16 protein-coding genes are annotated in these 16,777 nt (G+C 46.4%); 6 read left to right on the forward strand and 10 right to left on the reverse strand.

The genetic code is table 11. From position 1 onward, the window contains the following. Positions 1–124 precede the first annotated feature (124 nt). The 7 genes from KH703_RS09380 to KH703_RS09410 form a co-directional block, all read right to left on the reverse strand. Entirely contained in the window at positions 125–646 is a 522-nt protein-coding gene (locus KH703_RS09380; RefSeq protein ID WP_005869331.1) for an iron transporter, read from the reverse strand. A 14-nt stretch (positions 647–660) separates the two neighbouring features. After that, positions 661–2,592, reverse strand: coding sequence for an FTR1 family protein (locus KH703_RS09385; RefSeq protein WP_304295604.1), 1,932 nt, complete (start codon positions 2,590–2,592; stop codon positions 661–663). 219 nt (positions 2,593–2,811) lie between these two features. Then, positions 2,812–3,915, reverse strand: coding sequence for a c-type cytochrome (locus tag KH703_RS09390; protein WP_304295605.1), 1,104 nt, complete (start codon positions 3,913–3,915; stop codon positions 2,812–2,814). A gap of 2 nt (positions 3,916–3,917) precedes the next feature. Beyond that, the gene (locus tag KH703_RS09395) at positions 3,918–5,177 is read right to left on the reverse strand and encodes a cytochrome bc complex cytochrome b subunit (protein ID WP_304295607.1); all 1,260 of its coding nucleotides are present in this window, start codon (positions 5,175–5,177) and stop codon (positions 3,918–3,920) included. 9 nt (positions 5,178–5,186) lie between these two features. Beyond that, positions 5,187–5,693 carry a ubiquinol-cytochrome c reductase iron-sulfur subunit gene (gene petA, locus KH703_RS09400; protein ID WP_304295609.1) on the reverse strand — a complete coding sequence of 169 codons (507 nt, stop codon included), beginning with the start codon at positions 5,691–5,693 and terminating at the stop codon, positions 5,187–5,189. A gap of 753 nt (positions 5,694–6,446) precedes the next feature. Then, complete coding sequence (ccsA, locus tag KH703_RS09405; RefSeq protein WP_304295611.1) at positions 6,447–9,794, reverse strand: cytochrome c biogenesis protein CcsA; 3,348 nt, start codon at positions 9,792–9,794, stop codon at positions 6,447–6,449. Positions 9,795–10,101: 307 nt separating this feature from the next. Further along, complete coding sequence (locus KH703_RS09410; RefSeq protein ID WP_295152980.1) at positions 10,102–10,593, reverse strand: CreA family protein; 492 nt, start codon at positions 10,591–10,593, stop codon at positions 10,102–10,104. Positions 10,594–10,691: 98 nt separating this feature from the next. Between KH703_RS09410 and KH703_RS09415 the strand changes: the two genes are divergently transcribed. The 6 genes from KH703_RS09415 to KH703_RS09440 are packed head-to-tail and all read left to right on the forward strand — an operon-like array spanning position 10,692 to position 15,423. After that, positions 10,692–12,062 (forward strand): phosphomannomutase/phosphoglucomutase, encoded by a 1,371-nt coding sequence (locus tag KH703_RS09415; RefSeq protein WP_304295613.1) that lies wholly within the window; start codon positions 10,692–10,694, stop codon positions 12,060–12,062. Further along, positions 12,059–12,304: a CmeU family protein gene (cmeU, locus tag KH703_RS09420; RefSeq protein ID WP_304295615.1), complete on the forward strand. Its 246-nt coding sequence runs from the start codon at positions 12,059–12,061 to the stop codon at positions 12,302–12,304. The genes KH703_RS09415 and cmeU overlap by 4 nt, the downstream gene beginning before the upstream one ends. After that, positions 12,297–13,310: an alanine racemase gene (locus KH703_RS09425; RefSeq protein WP_304295617.1), complete on the forward strand. Its 1,014-nt coding sequence runs from the start codon at positions 12,297–12,299 to the stop codon at positions 13,308–13,310. Before cmeU ends, KH703_RS09425 begins: the two co-directional genes overlap by 8 nt. Further along, entirely contained in the window at positions 13,307–14,020 is a 714-nt protein-coding gene (locus KH703_RS09430) for a LemA family protein (protein ID WP_304295619.1), read from the forward strand. Before KH703_RS09425 ends, KH703_RS09430 begins: the two co-directional genes overlap by 4 nt. A gap of 15 nt (positions 14,021–14,035) precedes the next feature. Continuing rightward, positions 14,036–14,629 carry a hypothetical protein gene (locus KH703_RS09435; protein WP_304295621.1) on the forward strand — a complete coding sequence of 198 codons (594 nt, stop codon included), beginning with the start codon at positions 14,036–14,038 and terminating at the stop codon, positions 14,627–14,629. Continuing rightward, entirely contained in the window at positions 14,626–15,423 is a 798-nt protein-coding gene (locus tag KH703_RS09440) for a YgcG family protein (RefSeq protein ID WP_304295622.1), read from the forward strand. Before KH703_RS09435 ends, KH703_RS09440 begins: the two co-directional genes overlap by 4 nt. A 64-nt stretch (positions 15,424–15,487) precedes the next feature. Here the strand turns inward: KH703_RS09440 and KH703_RS09445 are convergent, their stop codons facing one another. The 3 genes from KH703_RS09445 to KH703_RS09455 all read right to left on the reverse strand — a co-directional run bounded on the left by KH703_RS09445 (position 15,488) and on the right by KH703_RS09455 (position 16,587). Continuing rightward, positions 15,488–15,685, reverse strand: coding sequence for a hypothetical protein (locus KH703_RS09445; protein ID WP_304295623.1), 198 nt, complete (start codon positions 15,683–15,685; stop codon positions 15,488–15,490). A gap of 34 nt (positions 15,686–15,719) precedes the next feature. Continuing rightward, positions 15,720–15,962 carry a hypothetical protein gene (locus tag KH703_RS09450; protein WP_304295624.1) on the reverse strand — a complete coding sequence of 81 codons (243 nt, stop codon included), beginning with the start codon at positions 15,960–15,962 and terminating at the stop codon, positions 15,720–15,722. A gap of 337 nt (positions 15,963–16,299) precedes the next feature. Next, positions 16,300–16,587, reverse strand: a complete 288-nt coding sequence (locus KH703_RS09455; protein ID WP_304295625.1) for a hypothetical protein — start codon at positions 16,585–16,587, stop codon at positions 16,300–16,302. Between the last annotated feature and the right edge of the window lie 190 nt (positions 16,588–16,777).

Genomic DNA, 16,777 nt, shown 5'->3' on the forward strand with positions numbered 1-16,777 from the left:
CTGCGGCGTAGCGATTAAATTTTAAATGGGCTAAATTTAACCGTCTTAAATTTAAAGCGTGCGGCTAAACCCAATACCGCTAGAGCTCCGCCGAAAACGGACTCGGCGGAGTCTCAGCTACGATTTACTCTTTAGGAGCGCCTGTGTATTGGAAGGTGTATTTAACCGAGAACGGCTCCCACCATTTGCCTACGCCGGTCGCTTTGTCCGCGTGGCGACCGAATCCATTGGCGCTTGGATTTTCGATGTTGTAGGTTAGCTCGTAGTTGCCTACGCCGTTTACCATCTTGATATTGGCGCCGTAGTGAGGGCCGTCGCTAGCTACCATCGGCATGAAATTTCCCTTTTGGATCTTGCCGGTGTCTAGGTTTTTAAGCACGTAAGCGATCTTTAGGTAAGGGATCCACTCGCCCTCGCCGAATCCATTTGCGTTGCCCTTAATAGCGTGGATGTCTGCCTCTAGGTGGATGTCTGCCTTGCTAGGAGCTAGATCAATGCCTTTAGGCTCCATATCGATAGGCTGAAGATATACAGCAGCGATCTCCATTCCATTTTGCTCAATCGGCTCGCCGATTGGATGCTCTCCCGCCATTGCTATAACAGAGGCTAGGCTTAGTGCCAACATACCTGAAAAAATCTTTTTCATCTTTTCTCTCCTTATTAAGATTTGTTTTTTTGCTTATTTTTTAAGATTAAAATTCCTACGATTAGAAGCACGATCATTACCGCTTGCGGCACGAGGCTCTGGACGTAAGGATAAAATCCAATCCACGTAATCGTTGGAAGCCCATCTATTACGGTAGGCACGAATACCTTGCCCTCGACTAGCTCCATCACGCCCTTGCCCACGAATACGACGGACATATAAAAGATAATGACTGATGTAGCGATGAAAAATGGCTTGATGGCGATTTTAAGCGAGAATTTTTTGATGACGATATAAACTATAATAAGAGCCGCTAGACCAGCTACAAAGCCCGCTGCTACCATGCTGGTAGCTGCCGGACTTTTGGCATCGAAAAGTAGTGCCAGATAAAATAGCACCGTCTCTGCGCCCTCGCGATAAACCGCTAAAAACACCGTCCACCAAAGCATCTTGCTATCGCCCGAGCTTAGGCTGTTTGAAATTTGACCTTGGATATAGGCGCTCCACTTTTTGGAGCTTGCATTTGAAAGAAGCCAAAAGCCCACGTAAAATAGCAGAACTACGGCGATTAACATCACCGCGCCCTCCATCACTTCGCGCGTTTGTCCTGCATTTTCGCTACCGAAGATATAATTCAACCCATAAGCCGTAGCGATACTTAGCACAACCGCGACGCCAAGAGCGCTGTAAACGATATTTAGGTGCTTTGAGTTACCGGATTTTATAAGTAGAGCGATGACTGCGGCTACGATGATGAGCGCTTCAAATCCTTCACGCAAGATGATGATAAACGCGTATAAAAATAGATCCCAATTGCTTGATTTTTTCGTTAGCTCTAGGCTTTGGGTAAGCTGATCAAATAGCTTATTTTGCGCCGCTACGATCTGCTCTTTGGAAGCGCCCGCGCGCATAAGAGCCGAAATTTTATTAAAACTTGCTTCTGTATCTAGTTTAAGCTGAGTATTTTTAGCACCGACGATATTTTCCATACCGCTCTCTTCGTATTCATCAAAGTAGATATTGCCGCTCTCGTCGATCGCATCATCAACCTTGCTGCTCTCGTAAAGCTGCAAAACCTTAGCCATCTTATCCTTGATATTTTGCACAATCGGCGTAAAATCCTTACCCTCATCCTCACTAGTATCGCTTTGTGCTAACGCAGTCTGCGGCGCTATGGAATAGCTTTCTTGCGGCAAATCATTTACAGCTTTTAATGCTAGATTATCTAGGGCGTTTATCGCTTCGTCAAATTTTGATTTGTCCGTATCCGAATCCTCGCGCAATAGATTTCCGATGATCTGCTGGATTGATTGATCGGTCTGAGACGAGACATATTTTCGTACCGCCTCTTCTAGGCGTTCGTTGCGGTAGATATCAAATTTCGCGCGATTTAGCGCAGCTTTTAGCGCAGCAGTGTCTTTTTTATCAAACGCATCTTTAGCGTTATCCAGCTCAGTTTTAAATTCCGTATAGACGCTCATCCAAGGCGAAGTTGTACCGGATGCTGCGGAATTCCCGCCTGAGGCTGGCGCAGAGGTGCTGCCGTCGCCTCCGTCTTGATACTCAGCTACGAGACGATGACCAGATTCGATCGCAGGCAGAACCTCATCAATCTCGCGATTTAGATTATCGATCATCGCTTGAATTTCATTTAGCGGCTTTTCAGCTTTGATCGCTTTACGGATATCGCCGAATTGCTTCTCCATATCGTAGGATTTTTTCTGTCCCAAATTTATGCGGATGCCAGCTTCTAGATTTTCAAAATGCCCAAAATAAGCCTCTTGGGTTATTTTTCTAGCTTCAGAATTGTTACCATCAACATAAAGCTTGATCGCTTGAGCAAATTTCTCTTTTATCGTCGCTGCTTCGGCGCGATAATCCGTATCCGCAAAAAGCATAGCAAGCGGAAAAATTAGAGCTAAAACCGCAAATTTAAAAAATTTCATCTGAACCTTCTTGAGTTGAATTCATACATTAAATTTCAAAATCGAGCGGCAATTATATGTAGAAAAATCTTAAAAAGTAATAAAAAAAGCGGTTATCATAAAGCACGAAAGCGGCTAAATTCTCAATTGCAAGAGCTTTTTGATAGATAGAATTTAATAGAATTTAGGATATGGCGGAATTTTAAAAGGCAGTCGGATTTTACTCCGACTGCTAAAATTTTAGTGAAGTTTCGACCAAATTTTGCTTTTCCAAAGACCTGCAAAAACAGAAAGGATCAAGAAATAAATCATAATATTTATGGTTGTAGCTTCACGCTCGGCTTTTTTGCTATCGCCTACGTCAGCTAGATATTCCACGACCTTGGCTTCGGCGTTTTCGTTCAAGCCTACGCGCGGCATCGAAGTGCCTGGAAGCTTCTTTTGCGTATCATTGATAAACTCGTGCAGATAGTTGGCGCCCTTAGAACGGATCATCATCGAAAGATCAGGAGGCGTCGAGCCCATATATGCAGCCAAGCTAGCCTTGTCGCTGGATGCAAAGAGCTTATCATATTTGACATCGTGGCATCTTAGACAAGCATCCTCAAAAACTGCCTTGCTTAAAAGGAATTTTTTCTGCGCTTCGTCTAGTTCAGTGCCTTGTTTGATGCCGCTAGCAGCAGCCTCAGAGGCGATTAGCTTATCCTCGCTAGGAGCGAGCGATTTTAGATAGGCTACGATATCGGCGATCTCTTGATTTAAATCACCGCCCGCACCGAAAAATCCAGGCATCGGAAAAGGCTTTTCATCGCCAAATTTCTGATCTAGCTTAAGAGCCATGATCGGATCTTTGATGAGCGCAGCTAAGAATTTATCGGTATATAGATAGCCTGCACTACTAAGATCCGGAGGATTTACGCCGTATGCGGCACTAGCGCTTGCCGCGTCCATAGGAGCGGGGATATTTGCACTTTTTACTCCATGACATGCGGTGCAGCCTGCATTTGTAAAGGTTTCAGCGCCGCGTACGGCATCGCCTTTGCTAAGATCGATTTTATTTATCTCATCCCAAAAAAGCACCGTTTTGTCTTGTTGCTCTTTCGCACCAGTAAGGGCTTTTTTAGAATTTTTTATCATCGTCTCATCCCCGCCCTTTTCTGCTGCGGCCAAAGCGCTTTCTGCTGCGGCTACGTTATGCGCGGCTAAAGCCGTATCGCCTGCCGCAAAGTCGTAATTTGCCGGATCAGTGTGCGGACTAAGCTTAGTATGAGCATACGGCTCGATAAACCAGTATAAAATTCCCACACAAAAAAGCACTAAGATTAGGGTTCTTATCTCTTTCATGGCTAGACCCTCTTTCTTTCTGCGATTGTAATTAATGGAAGCACTACGACGAGCAATCCGATATAGATGATCGATAAGGCAAAGCCCCAGTATTTATTTTCGATACCAAGCTCTGCGCCGTCTGCAGGGAGCTTGCCGAAAAGGCTAAGCAGGATCATGTCGATTACTAAAATCCAAAACCAAATGAAAAACGCTTTGTTTTTGTGCGCAGGCGCTACTACGCTGCTGCGATCAAATAACGGGATAAAAAACAGCGAAACTCCGGCGAATGCAAAGGCGATAAGCCCGATGTCGGCGGCCTTAAGCGGTCCTACATCAAAGTAAAATCCGCGCAAAATTTCATACTCCCAAAGGAAGTACCACTCCGGATAGATATGCGTTGGGGTTTTGAGGCTATTTGCCGGCTCGAAATTTATCGGATCCATCGCAAAATCGAAGTGAAAGCCGACCAGATAAAAGAAAAATATCATAAAGATACTGACGTAGAAAAAATCCTTCGCCAAAAAGCCCGGCCAAAACGGAATTACCTTGCTTTCGCCCGTTTTGCCCTGCAGATACTTCTCGCCCTCGAGCTCAAAGTCAATCTCCTCGCCGTCTAGGTTATTTACATGCGGAAATCTAAGCGAATAAAAATGCACCGCCAGCACCGCAACCACTACAAGAGGCAGCAAACAGACGTGAAGCATAAAAAATCGCGTCAGCGTCGGATCACTAACAGCGTAATCGCCGCGAATCCATTCGACTATTGCATCGCCAACTACTGGAATTCCTCCAAAAAGATTAGTAATAACCATAGCCGCCCAGTAGCTCATCTGCCCCCACGGAAGCATATAGCCACTGAAAGCCTCAGCCGAAAAGATGATGAAAAGCAGCATTCCGCTTACCCAAATCATCTCTCGCCCTTGCTTATACGAGCGGTAATATATAGCTACTAAAGTATGAATGTATAAGATCAAAAATACAACCGATGCCGATACTGCGTGGATATGACGCCATAGCCAGCCGTATTCGACCTCTTTCATAATCGTGAAATTTACGCTATCAAATGCGAGATTTACATCTGGTTTGTAATACATCACGAGCATTAGTCCACTAACGAACAAAACTATAAATAGCGTCATCAAAATAACGCCCATCGCCCAAAGGAAGCTGATATTTTTAGGAATCCAATACTCGCTTACCATTACTTTAAAAAATTTCGTTACGGCGAGCCTTTGGTCGAACCAATCCCAAACTCCCGTAGCCTTTCTGATATGTGCCATCTGCGCCTCCTATGCTTTCTGCTTTAGGGCTTGGTATTCGGGGCCCTCTTCGCCTAAAACGAGTTTCGTTCCGTCGATTCTAAAGGGCGGTATATCCATAGGACGCGGCGGCGGACCGAACACGTTTACGCCGTTAGCATCGAAAATCCCGCCGTGACATGCACAGATGAATTGTTGCGTCGATGGCTTGTAGCTAGGAATACAGCCCAAATGCGTGCAAAGCCCTATGCAAAGCGTATATCTAGCATCTCCTACGACGACGTCGCGGGCATCGTTTTTAGGCATATCGGCGGTCTTTTTAAGCACGAAAATCGGCTTTTTACGCCACTGCGTTTGATACAGCTCGCCCTCTTTGATCGGACTTAAATCTACCGTAGTGACGCCGGCGGCGCGCACGCTAGGTAGCGGATCCCACGATTTCTTCATCCCCACTAGCGCGAAAACACCACCCACAGCGGCAACTGCGCCGAAAGTAAGCCCGATAAAGCCTCGTCTATCCTGTTTTAGATCAGACATCTTTATCCTTTCAAATTAAGAAATTGACAAGCGTCAATTTTAGCCAAATAAAGATTAAATCAATATGATTATAAGCAGAAATTTAGCTTAACCTTGCAAGCTAAATTATATTTTAAGATAATTTTAATGCCTAGCGAGGCGTTTTCGCGGTTTAAAATTTTATAAATTTTCAAATTCTATCATATTCCATCATGGCGCGGAATTTAAAATTTTGTCGCGCAAAATTCGTTATGGCAAGAACATGCGAAATTTTAAAATCTCGACGCCATAAATAAAATTTCATAAAGTGCGAGATTTTAAATTTTAAATTTAAAGACGAGCATAGAATTTATAAAATCAAATTTTAAAATTTCACTGCTCGGTCATGGCGGCAACAGGGCAGAATTTTACGCTAGCGCGCTAGCTGAAATTTTAAAATTCTAGAATTCGTCGAGCTTCTATCGCATGAAAAAATTCCGCTAGAAGTAAAATTTAAAACATTAAAATCCCATAGAAGCGCAAATTCCAAATCATTAGAATTTTACGACGCCTTAAAAATTTTAAGCATCAAAGTCCTGTCGCGATGCATTCTGTCGCGATGCAAAATTTTAAAATTTAGCGCAATCGCGAGTCGTAAAATTCTATAAAATTTTGCAGGACTTCAAAGCCTAGCCGAAATTTAAAGATAAATTTCATAAATCCCTAAAGCCTTGGCAAGCTGCGAAATCTGGGCGAAATTTCAAAATTATTATTCTAAAATTTGAGCCCGTCTATCTAAAGCCTAGCTGCTTTGCCCGAGCGGAAATACGCCGCGATCGCAAGAGCTATCATCGAGGCAACCATCACATACGCCCAGCCGGGCACCGGAATGCGCTCGCCGCTAGCGTATGAGTGCATTCCGCTTAGGTAGAAATTTACACCAAAATAGGTCATTATGACGCTAAAATACGCAAACATCGAGGCTACGGCAAAAGCGAATTGATTGTTGAGCTTAGGCATAAATCTAAAATGCACTACCACCGCGTAGATGAAAATCGTAATGAGCGCCCAGGTCTCCTTCGGATCCCAGCCCCAGTAGCGCCCCCAGCTTTCGTTCGCCCACACGCCGCCTAGGAAGTTGCCCACCGTCAGCAAACAAAGCCCTAGGATCATCGACATTTCGTTGATGTGCGTGGCCTCTGTGATGTTGCGCGCGATCTCGGGGTTTTTCTTGTCAAACAGGAACATCACGAGGGTAAAAATTCCAAGCAGCATACAAAGGCCTAAAAATCCGTAGCTCGCGGTGATTACCGAGACGTGAATCGTAAGCCAGTGCGATTTTAGAACCGGCTGGAGATTGGTGATCTGCGGATCGATGTCGCTAAGATGCGCCACCATCAGCGTTATGCCCGCCATTATCGACGTTAGCGCCAGCGAGATCGCGGATTTGCGCGAGAAAAAAATTCCGCTTAGCGACAGCGCCCACGCGATGTAGATGAGCGATTCGTAGGAGTTACTCCACGGCGCGTGCCCCGAGACGTAGCCGCGCAGCGCAAGACCTGCAGTATGTGCGATGAAAGCGACGATATTTACGACGTAAACGAGCTTAAACGCGCCGCCTAAGCGAAGAGCGGGCTTCATCATCCGCAAAAAGATAAAGATCAGAAGCAAAAATCCCGAGACGGTGTAGATCGGAAAGAGGCGCTTAAAAATTTTAGCCTTATTAAATAAAATTTCATATTTTATCGCGCTCTCGCTAGGCATTAAATTTGCGCCGTTTTGTGCCTGGTATTTTTTGACGTAGCTTAGCATCTTTTCTGCGCCGCTCCAATCCCCGCTTTCTTGAGCATAAACTACGGACGAAACGAATATCCCCATCATCTTTTTAACTTCAGTTGATTCGTTTTGATCCAGCGCATCGCCTAGATATAGCGGCGAAAGCCACTCGTTATTTTTAGCGTTCTTAACCGGAATAATTCTAAAATAATCCCCCATAAACGCCGAGTAAAAGACGTTTACGCGCTCATTTACCTTGATGATCTCTTTATCTAGCACACCGCGATTGCCCAAAGGCTTTCGGTTGATTTCCTCGACCATTTTATCGAGCTTGTAGTAGCTCTCGCCGCCTTTAAATTCAAAAAAATCCATCATACTGGCGTGGCTTTGCTTTTCATCCATACCTAGAATTTTCTTAAGCTCCGGCTCGCTAACCTTGATGATCGGCGCACGCCTCCAGTAGCTTTGATTTAGCATAAACGAAAGCGCAGCGGCGTTATGGTTTAAAATTTCGCCATTTGGCGCCTTGTAGTTGTCGGCTCGGTAAATTTTATTTAAAAGCTCCCTGGAAACAGTATCAAAAGGCTCCATTCGCCCATCAAATCCCTGAATTACGAGGCTGGCCAGATCCTCGCTAAATTTAGGATCAAATTTCGGCACGGCCAGCTCGCCTCCCATAGTAGAAAAATTATGCGGCGGGATGGAGTCTTGCTCCGCCGCAGATTCTTGCGAAGCGGAGCCCTGCTTGGAATTTTTAGCGGCGGAATTCGGTGCGGAATTTTGCGAAATAGAATTTTGAGTCGTGGAGTTTTGTTCGGCATTTGCTGCGCTAGGATACAATGCAGCCAAGCTCAAAGCCAACGCGCCTACTAATGCTAATGCTGCGCCTTTAGTACCGCGTCGCGATTTTTTGGTGCGTTTTGATGCAGAGCTTTCTATGGGGCTCGCAGGCGTTGGGTTGGATGCGGAATTTTTAGAATTTACATCTTTTTCTCGAGCAAGATGTGTATTTTCGCTGATTAAGCGCGAGAGCTTGAAAAAGCGCGAGCCCCGGTTGAAAAAGTTAAAAAACATCCCCGCGCAAAGCAAAAAATAGCCGATGTAAGTTGGAACTTTGCCAGGGTCTTTATTGACCGAAAGCACGGTGCCGCGCTCATCCGTGTCGTATGAGCTTTGGAAAAATCGGTATCCGCCGTAATCGAGCACGTGATTCATAAAAATATCATAATCAAAGCTCTTATTGCCATCTCTTAGCGTGATTTCGCTTTTATATCCAGAGGGCGAATTGGTGCCTGGATAGCGATCCATCACAAAGTCGCGAAGCGCGATTTTAAAAGGCAGATGAAGCATCTTTGGCGCCAAGGCTACGATGAAATTCTTATCTCCCACCTTGTAGCTAGCGCCATGCGAATCCCTAGGCACGTAGATTTCGCGACTCTGCCCCGCAAAGCTTAGTGTAGCGACGACTCCGGGCTCACCCGGTAAATTCGCATCGACCGGGACGAATTTCTCGACCGCGGAGCTAAGCAGGCTAACGGGGGCAAAATTTATTCCGTCGAAGCTGTAAAGCAAGAGATTGCCTAGCGGATTATCCTCGTTTCTCTTAAGCGGCACAGTGCTCATATCAGCCATTTTAGTGGCGTTTATATCAAGACTTGAGTTTAGATAGAATTTGCCGTCTTTAGATTTTATGTAGATGAAATTCTTACTTTTAGGCTCTGCATTAAAAGTGATACTAAGCTCGCCTATCTCCATGCTTTCGCCTGATTGCAAGGAGACATTTTGGCTGCCGACATTGTTTGAAAATAATAGCTCCACGCGCGCAGGAGCCTGTCCGGTCGGATCTTGCACCCATTTTAGCTCGCCGTGCTCTATTAACTCTTTAAATTTTAAATTTGCGATCCTGCCCTCTACGTCTAGATTGAGATCGAAGTTCATCCGTCCTGCGCCGTTTAAAAATTTACTCTCGTCAGCAGATATAAACTCGCCGTCACTGCCTAAAGTAAGGAGCTGAACGACCTCGTCTTTAGTCGTTACGATCGAGCTTTCGCCGCCCTCTCTTATATGGATATTGCCCTCAAAGCCGAAATATCTAGTCAAAATTGCTCCAACAAGCATAAACAAAAAGCTTGCGTGAAAGATTAGCGCAGGCAGCGTACGAAGCTTAATCATGCGGTAGCGATAGATATTGTAGCTTAAATTTATTCCCAAAAGCACCATCAGCGCGCCAAACCACGCAGCAGAATAAACCATCGCCCAAGCTACTTCCGTGCCGTAAGCGGTCTCTACAAAAGTGGCGATCGCACAGGCTAGCGCCAAAATCAGCAGCATCACTGACGCGCACTCCATACTAAAAAATGTCTTCATTGATTTCCTTTAGATTTACGAGGGTTTTCAAAATCGCGAGATTTTAGCAAAAATTGCTTAATTTTTCATTTTACGACCTGCAAGCGCACGCCTACTAGCGTAGCGCGAATATGCGTTAAGATGCTTTGATAAAGCGGTAAAATTCTCATCTTAAGCATTCGCGCAGGAATTTAACGGCGCGGATAAAATTTTATAAAATGCTGCGGAATTTAGCGAATTCTATTAAATTTGTGCGCCATCTCATCGTATAATTTCTAATTTAGAATTCCGCTGCGATAAAATTTTATCTCTGCGAAATTTTTTCTTATTATTTTTTGCCTTGAGTATATGCGAGCTCGCACACGTCGCCCACGGCTTGGTGGCACGGGATTGCCGAGATCGAGTTATTAGGCGAGCCATCGATCACTTTGTCTGAATAAACCAAATAGATTAGCGAGCCCTGCACCGCGTCGTAAAGCCTAACTACGTGGGTCTTTTTGAAAATTAACGAGCTGCGTTTTTCAAAAATATCCTCTTTTTTCAGCTCCTCTTTGATGATGATCTTAGGCGCTGTCTGTACGCACGACACAGAGGCTTCGGAGCGGTCCTCCTCCACGCCGATGATCTCTTTGGCGCCGCCTTTTTTGGCGTAAGAGACGTAGCAGGTCACGCCGTCGATCTTAGGATCTTTAACCGCGATAACTTCGATGCGATCGTCTTTGCCAAAAATTCTAAACGAAGTATTTACGCTACCTACGAGCTCGTAATCGCCCGCAAAAGCAAAAGCCGCTAAAATCGCTGCTAGAATAAATTTTTTCATAATAATCCTTTGGAATTTTAGCGGCGATTTTATCATTTATAATATAAATATTAAGCAAGTTTTTATAAAATACCGCGATTTAAATTTAAAGGAATTTTATGATCGAAGATATCTTTAGAGAATACGATATTCGCGGTATCGTAGGCGAGGAGTTAAACGAGCGCAGCGTAAAAGCGATCAGCTTCGCGCTTGGTAAACATATCGCAAATCTCGGGCTTGAGCGCGTTAGCGTGGGATACGACGCCCGTCTTAGCGCGGACGAGCTTTTCGGCTATTTCGTAAGCGGGCTAAATTTTGCAGCTCTGCGGGTTTACGATATCGGCTTGCTACCGACGCCGGTGGGCTATTTTAGCGTATTTGCGCATAAATTTGACGCAAACGTAATGATCACCGGCTCGCACAATCCCAAAAATTACAACGGCTTTAAGATCACGATCGGCACGGATAGCTTCTTTGGCGAGGATTTGAAGCGTCTGGGCGCGCAGGTGCGAGAGCTGATGAGTTCAAATTTTGAAATTCCAACCGATACAAGCACCCAGAAGTACGACATCTTAAGCGAGTATTTAGCATATTTTGAGAAGGAATTTGCGGCTCTTAAGGGTTTTGCCGCGCCTTTTATAATCGACTGCGCAAACGGCGCCGCGGGCGTTACGACTACTAAAATTGTCGAAAGGCTAGAGCTAAACGCTAAAGTTTTATTTCCGCAGCCGGACGGCAATTTCCCAAATCATCACCCAGACCCCAGCGAGGAGAAAAATTTAGCGGATCTTAAAGCTGCGATGAAGCAAGACGGCGTGGCTCTAGGCTTCGGCTTTGACGGGGATGCTGATAGGATCGCCGTGCTTACGCCGCGCCGCAACATCAAAGGCGACGAGCTAGCCTGCCTGCTTGCCTTAAATATGCACCGCCCGCGCATCCTAGGCGAAGTCAAATGCTCTCAAGCGATGTATGATACCATCGATAAGATCGGCAAAAGCTTCATGGGCAAGACCGGCCACAGCAATATCAAAAAGGCGATGAAGGAGCTTGGCATCGACCTTGCCGCCGAGGTTAGCGGGCATATATATTTTAAGGAGCGATATTTCGGCTTCGATGACGGCGTATATGCGATGATGCGCGTGCTTGAGCTCGTAGCTAAAGGATATGATTTAGACGCCGAGCTAGACAAGCTGCCGCGGGTTTTTAGCACCGACGAGATTAAATTTAATACGAGCGAGGAGGCAAAATTTAAGATCATCGAGGCTCTTAAAGCTCAAATCCACGCGGGTATCGCGGAGCTACCGCCTATCCGCGATATTATCGAGATCGACGGCATCAGAGTGCGATTTGATAACGGCTGGGCGCTCGTACGGGCAAGCAACACCACGCCTGTGATCGTAACCCGCTTCGAGGCCTCTAGCCCCGGGTTTCGCGACGAAATGCAGCGCGTATTTTTAGGCAAACTAGAAAATTTAAAGGACCAGAGATGAACGAATCTGAAAAGCAAGAGGTTGAGAAAAATATAAAAGAGCTTTTGGCTGCGAGAGTGGAATTTTTTAAATTCTTAGATGAGCGCGTGCCAAAGATCGCAGGTACCGACGTATTTGATTTCGAGCGTGCAGGTGCGGCTAGTTTGAAAGAAGTTTATGCGAAATTCTACGGATACGACTACGCTGCGCGTAAGCTGCTGCCATATTTATACCGCACTTACGGACTAAATTTCGATGTCTGAGATCATCTTAGATCGCGCCGCTTATGTGCACAATCTAGCGCAAATCGCCGCCAAAGTAGGTGGAGCGGAGCGAGTATTTTTAGTAGCCAAGGATAATTCATACGGCCATGGCTGCAGACTTTGCTGCGAGGAAGCGGCAAAACTAGGCTTCGTACGCGCCGTAACGCGAAGTGCTGTGGAAGCTGCGCAGATAGAGGATTTATTTGATGAAATTTTAGTGCTCTCGCATATTCCGCGTGGGGACGAGGATGAGCGGTTTTGCTACGCAGTAAATGATCTGAGCTACTTTGCGCGTCTTAAACGAGGGCTTAAAATTTATATCGCTGCAGATACTGCTATGCACCGCAACGGCATCGCTGTGAGCGAGCTAGATGAGGCGCTTAGGCTATGCAAGCAGGGCGGATTTAAGCTTCGTGGCTTTTTCACACACTTTCGCGCAAGCGACGAGCTAAGCGGCGATTTTTTCGCGCAGAGGCAAAATTTCATAGAATTTAAGCGTCTCGCGAGGCAAAAAGCCGCCGCCGCGGGCTTTGAAAATTTAAAATTTCATTCGAGCAACTCCGCAGCTATCGAGCGAAGTGCGGGCTTTGAGGACGAATACGTGCGCGTGGGTATGGCGCAGTTTGGCTATCCGCAATTTGACGAGAGCCTAAATTTACGCCCTGTGCTAAAGCTCTATGCCGATCTGATCAGCTCGCGCGTGCTGAAAAAAGGCGAGCGCGTGGGCTACGGCGCGAAATTTGAAGCGCCGCGCGATATGAGGATCGGCACCTATGACCTGGGCTACGCAGACGGGCTATTTCGCCACGACGGCGAGAGCGAGTTAGCGCTTGCAAGCGGGCAAAAAATGCTCGGAAAAATGTCGATGGATAGTTTCTGCGCGGAATTCGGTGGCGAGCGAGTTTGTGTGCTAGACGACGCGCGAGCCTGGGCAAAACACTTCGGCACGATCGAATATGAAATTTTAGTCAAATTAAATTCCAACATCCCAAGGAGATTTCAATGAAAGAGCTGCAAGGAGAAAATAACGAGCGTATAGGTTACGACGATAAAGGCTTATCCGCGCGAGGCGAGAGCTTTGGCGGAGGAGAGTATCCGCGCCAAAAAGGAGGGCTTCATATCTTAATCAAAGCTATAATCGTCTTAGTGATTGCGGCGATTGCGTTTGCGATATTTGCAGTGCCGGTTTACAACAAGCTCGTAAGCAAAGACGAAGAAGTTAAGGCCGCGTGGAGCCAGGTACAAAATCAATATCAGCGCCGCGCCGACTTGATTCCAAATTTCGTAGAAACCGTCAAGGGCTACGCTAGCCATGAAAAAGATACCTTAGAAGGCGTTATAAATGCCCGCGCTAAGGCAACTGCTGTCAATATCAATGCAGAAAGCTTAGCGCAAGATCCGGAAGCGTTTGCGAAATTTAACGGCGCCCAAGGTGAGCTTAGCTCGGCCCTATCGCGCTTGATGCTGGTAGTCGAGCGCTACCCGGATCTCAAGGCAAATCAGAATTTTGCCGACTTGCAAAATCAGCTCGAAGGCACGGAAAACCGCATCGCCGTAGCGCGCAAGGACTACATCGCCTCGGTGCAGGAATATAACAAGCTAATTAGAACCTTCCCTACAAATATTATCGCGCGCATCGTAGGACTAGGCGGCGCCAAACCTAGCTTTAGCGCTGATAGCTCAAGCCAAAAAGCCCCTAGCGTCTCGTTTAAATAACGCTAAAGGCGGCAAATGCTAAGCGAGCAGTGCAAGCAAAAAATCCACGAGCTAATCACGAAAGCCGAAGCCGCAAGCGGCGCGCAGATCGTCTGCGTGGTCGCGCGCGAAGCAAGCGAGGACTGCGAAGCTAGCTATGGCGCAGCGGCAGTGACGGCGTTTGTGATCGGCATCATTCTGTGCTTCGTACCGCAAATAAGTAAAGCTGAGCTACTGCAGATCGTAGCGCTTAGTTTCATTGCGATTAAAACTCTGCTAGCTAAATGCCCCACGCTTTTAACTATAATCACGCCTAAATCCCGCAGACTTCGGCTCTCAGGCGAGTTTGCGATGCCAAAATTTTACGAGCGCTACGGCAGCGTAAAAGAAGCGATAATGTTTTGCGTCTGCGTCCGCGAGCGCTGCGCTCATATCATCTGCGGCGCGCGAGCGGCGGAGTTTATCTCTAAGGGCGATTTTGAACGTATCACGATGGAATTTAACCCTAGCACGCAAGGCCTTGAGCCTGCTGTTTTAAAGGCGATGGACGCGCTGTGCGAGCTAGCCATGCGAGTGCCTAAAGATAGCGAAAATAACGATATAGAAGAGACCTTGGTGGAGCTGCAATGAGAGTGGCTTGGAGATTTGCTTTTGCCCTAATGACGCTATTTATAACAAGCGTTGCCGCGCCCAGCGAGTATCTAGCCCATCCAAACGGCACCGCTGTAATCGATGAGGCTGGCATTTTACGCCCAGCCGCAAGAGAGAGCCTGAATGAAATTTTAACGACTTTCGATAAAAATTCCACAAACCAGATCATGTTCGTAAGCCTAAAATCGCTTGGAGACTACTCTATCGAGGAAATCGGCGTAGAGCAGGCGCGCGCTCTTGGTATCGGGCAAAAAGGGCACGACAACGGCGTACTGCTGCTTGTCGCTCCACACGAGCATAAAGTGCGTATCGAGGTCGGATACGGGCTAGAGGGCGTGCTAACCGATATGCGCGCCAAGCGCATCATCAGCAATAAAATTCTGCCCTATTTTAGGCAGGGAGATTACGAAAGTGGCGTCATTAGTGGGATTTCGGCGATCATCGGCACGATCGAAGGCGGCGATATAAAATTTGATCCGCTTAACGCCAACGCGCAGCAGGATCCGAGCAACAAGGACTTTGCGATCTTTATGGTGCTTTTTGCGGTCTTGCTTTTTGCGATACTAAGCCGCCGCGTGACGCGTCGCAGAATAAGCGACGAGGATATAATCTCGAGCGCAGACATCATAAGCGAAATCGCGCGCTCATCGCGCATGAGAGGCGGCTCATCCGGGGATTTTGGCAGATTTGGAGGAAATGGCGGTTTTAACGGAGGCGGCTTCAGTGGGGGCGGCGGAAGCTTCGGAGGAGGCGGTGCTAGCGGAAGCTGGTAGTTACGGAATTTTATCAAAATTCCAAATCGTAGAATTTTATCTAAATTTTAAAATTTTAGAATTTCTAAATTCGGCTACTTGCATAGAAAAACAGCACGAACGGCTTGTCGTTGCCCTCAATCTTTAGCGTGCGCTCGGAGGGGTCGAACTTGGAGGCAAGCGAGGTGCCGTCGCTGCTTAGATGGTGCTTCCATCCGTCGCAGCCTGCGAGTAGCAGCGCGAACACGGCGGTAGCAACTTTTAAATTTAAAAATTTTATCATTTAAAATCCGTCCTTAAATTTGCTTCCAAATCCGCTAAATTCGTTTTAAGTTTGCGTTTGAAATTTTAAAATTTATGGCGCGATGCCTATTAGAATTTATATCGTAATCTGCGTTAGAAATTATGTCGCGATCTGCACTAGGGCGTATGTCGTAGCAAGTCATACTTTGGTTTATACCGTGACCCTTGACGAGATTTATGTCGTAATCCGCGCTAGAATTTATATCGCGGTATGCATTGAAATTTATGTTGCGATCTATTATCGAGGCGTATGCCATAACCCACGCCGTAATCTGTGCTGAAGCGTATATCGCGACTCGTGCTGTAATTCTGTGCTAAAAGTTAAAATCTATATGGCGCGACCTGCCTCGCAATTCGTACTCATAGCGTTTCGGTTTTTAAATTTAGACTTTTAAAATTTCGGCTTTTAAAATTTTTACTCATTGGCTTCGCATCAGCGCTTGATATTTCGAGACAAATAACTTCGGTAAGACATGCGCAGCAAATAGCCGCGCCTGCTAGCGCGAGCTTTGGGCGGATCCAAAAAGAGCGCGGACAGGAAGCGAAATTTTTAAATTTTAACGTAGCTTTATTTTTCATCGTGCGAGCTAAATTTTACGCACCGGAATTCTGCGCGCCCGAATTTTTGGTACCTTGATTTTCGCCGCTTAAATTTTTAGCACCCTGATCTTCGCCGCCGGAATTTTGCGAAGCGGGGTTTTGCTCGCTCGCAGCTTCGGCGCTAGAGCTTTGCGAAGCGCTTTTGTTTGGATCGCGATCTGAAATTTTATCCTGAGAGCCGAGATTATGCTTCATCGTGCTTTGATCCAAAAGTTCTATTCGATCGAGCTTGCCGTGTCTTAGGCGCACCACTTTGTCGGCAAATTTGGACGAAAATTCCACCTGCGAAATCTCGATAAAATTTTGCCATTAAATTACGAAATAAAATTCTACCTCGCAATTCCGCCGCTATTTCTTGGCGATTTTATAGTAGCCGTCCTCAAAAACAACCTTACCCGCATCCGCAAGGCGCTTTAAAAGCTGCGCGCTCGCTTCGTCAAACATCGCCTCCACGTCGCTCGTGCGCTGCGGA

Origin of the sequence: Campylobacter gracilis, assembly GCF_018374135.1 — a bacterium.
GTDB lineage: Bacteria > Campylobacterota > Campylobacteria > Campylobacterales > Campylobacteraceae > Campylobacter_B > Campylobacter_B gracilis_A.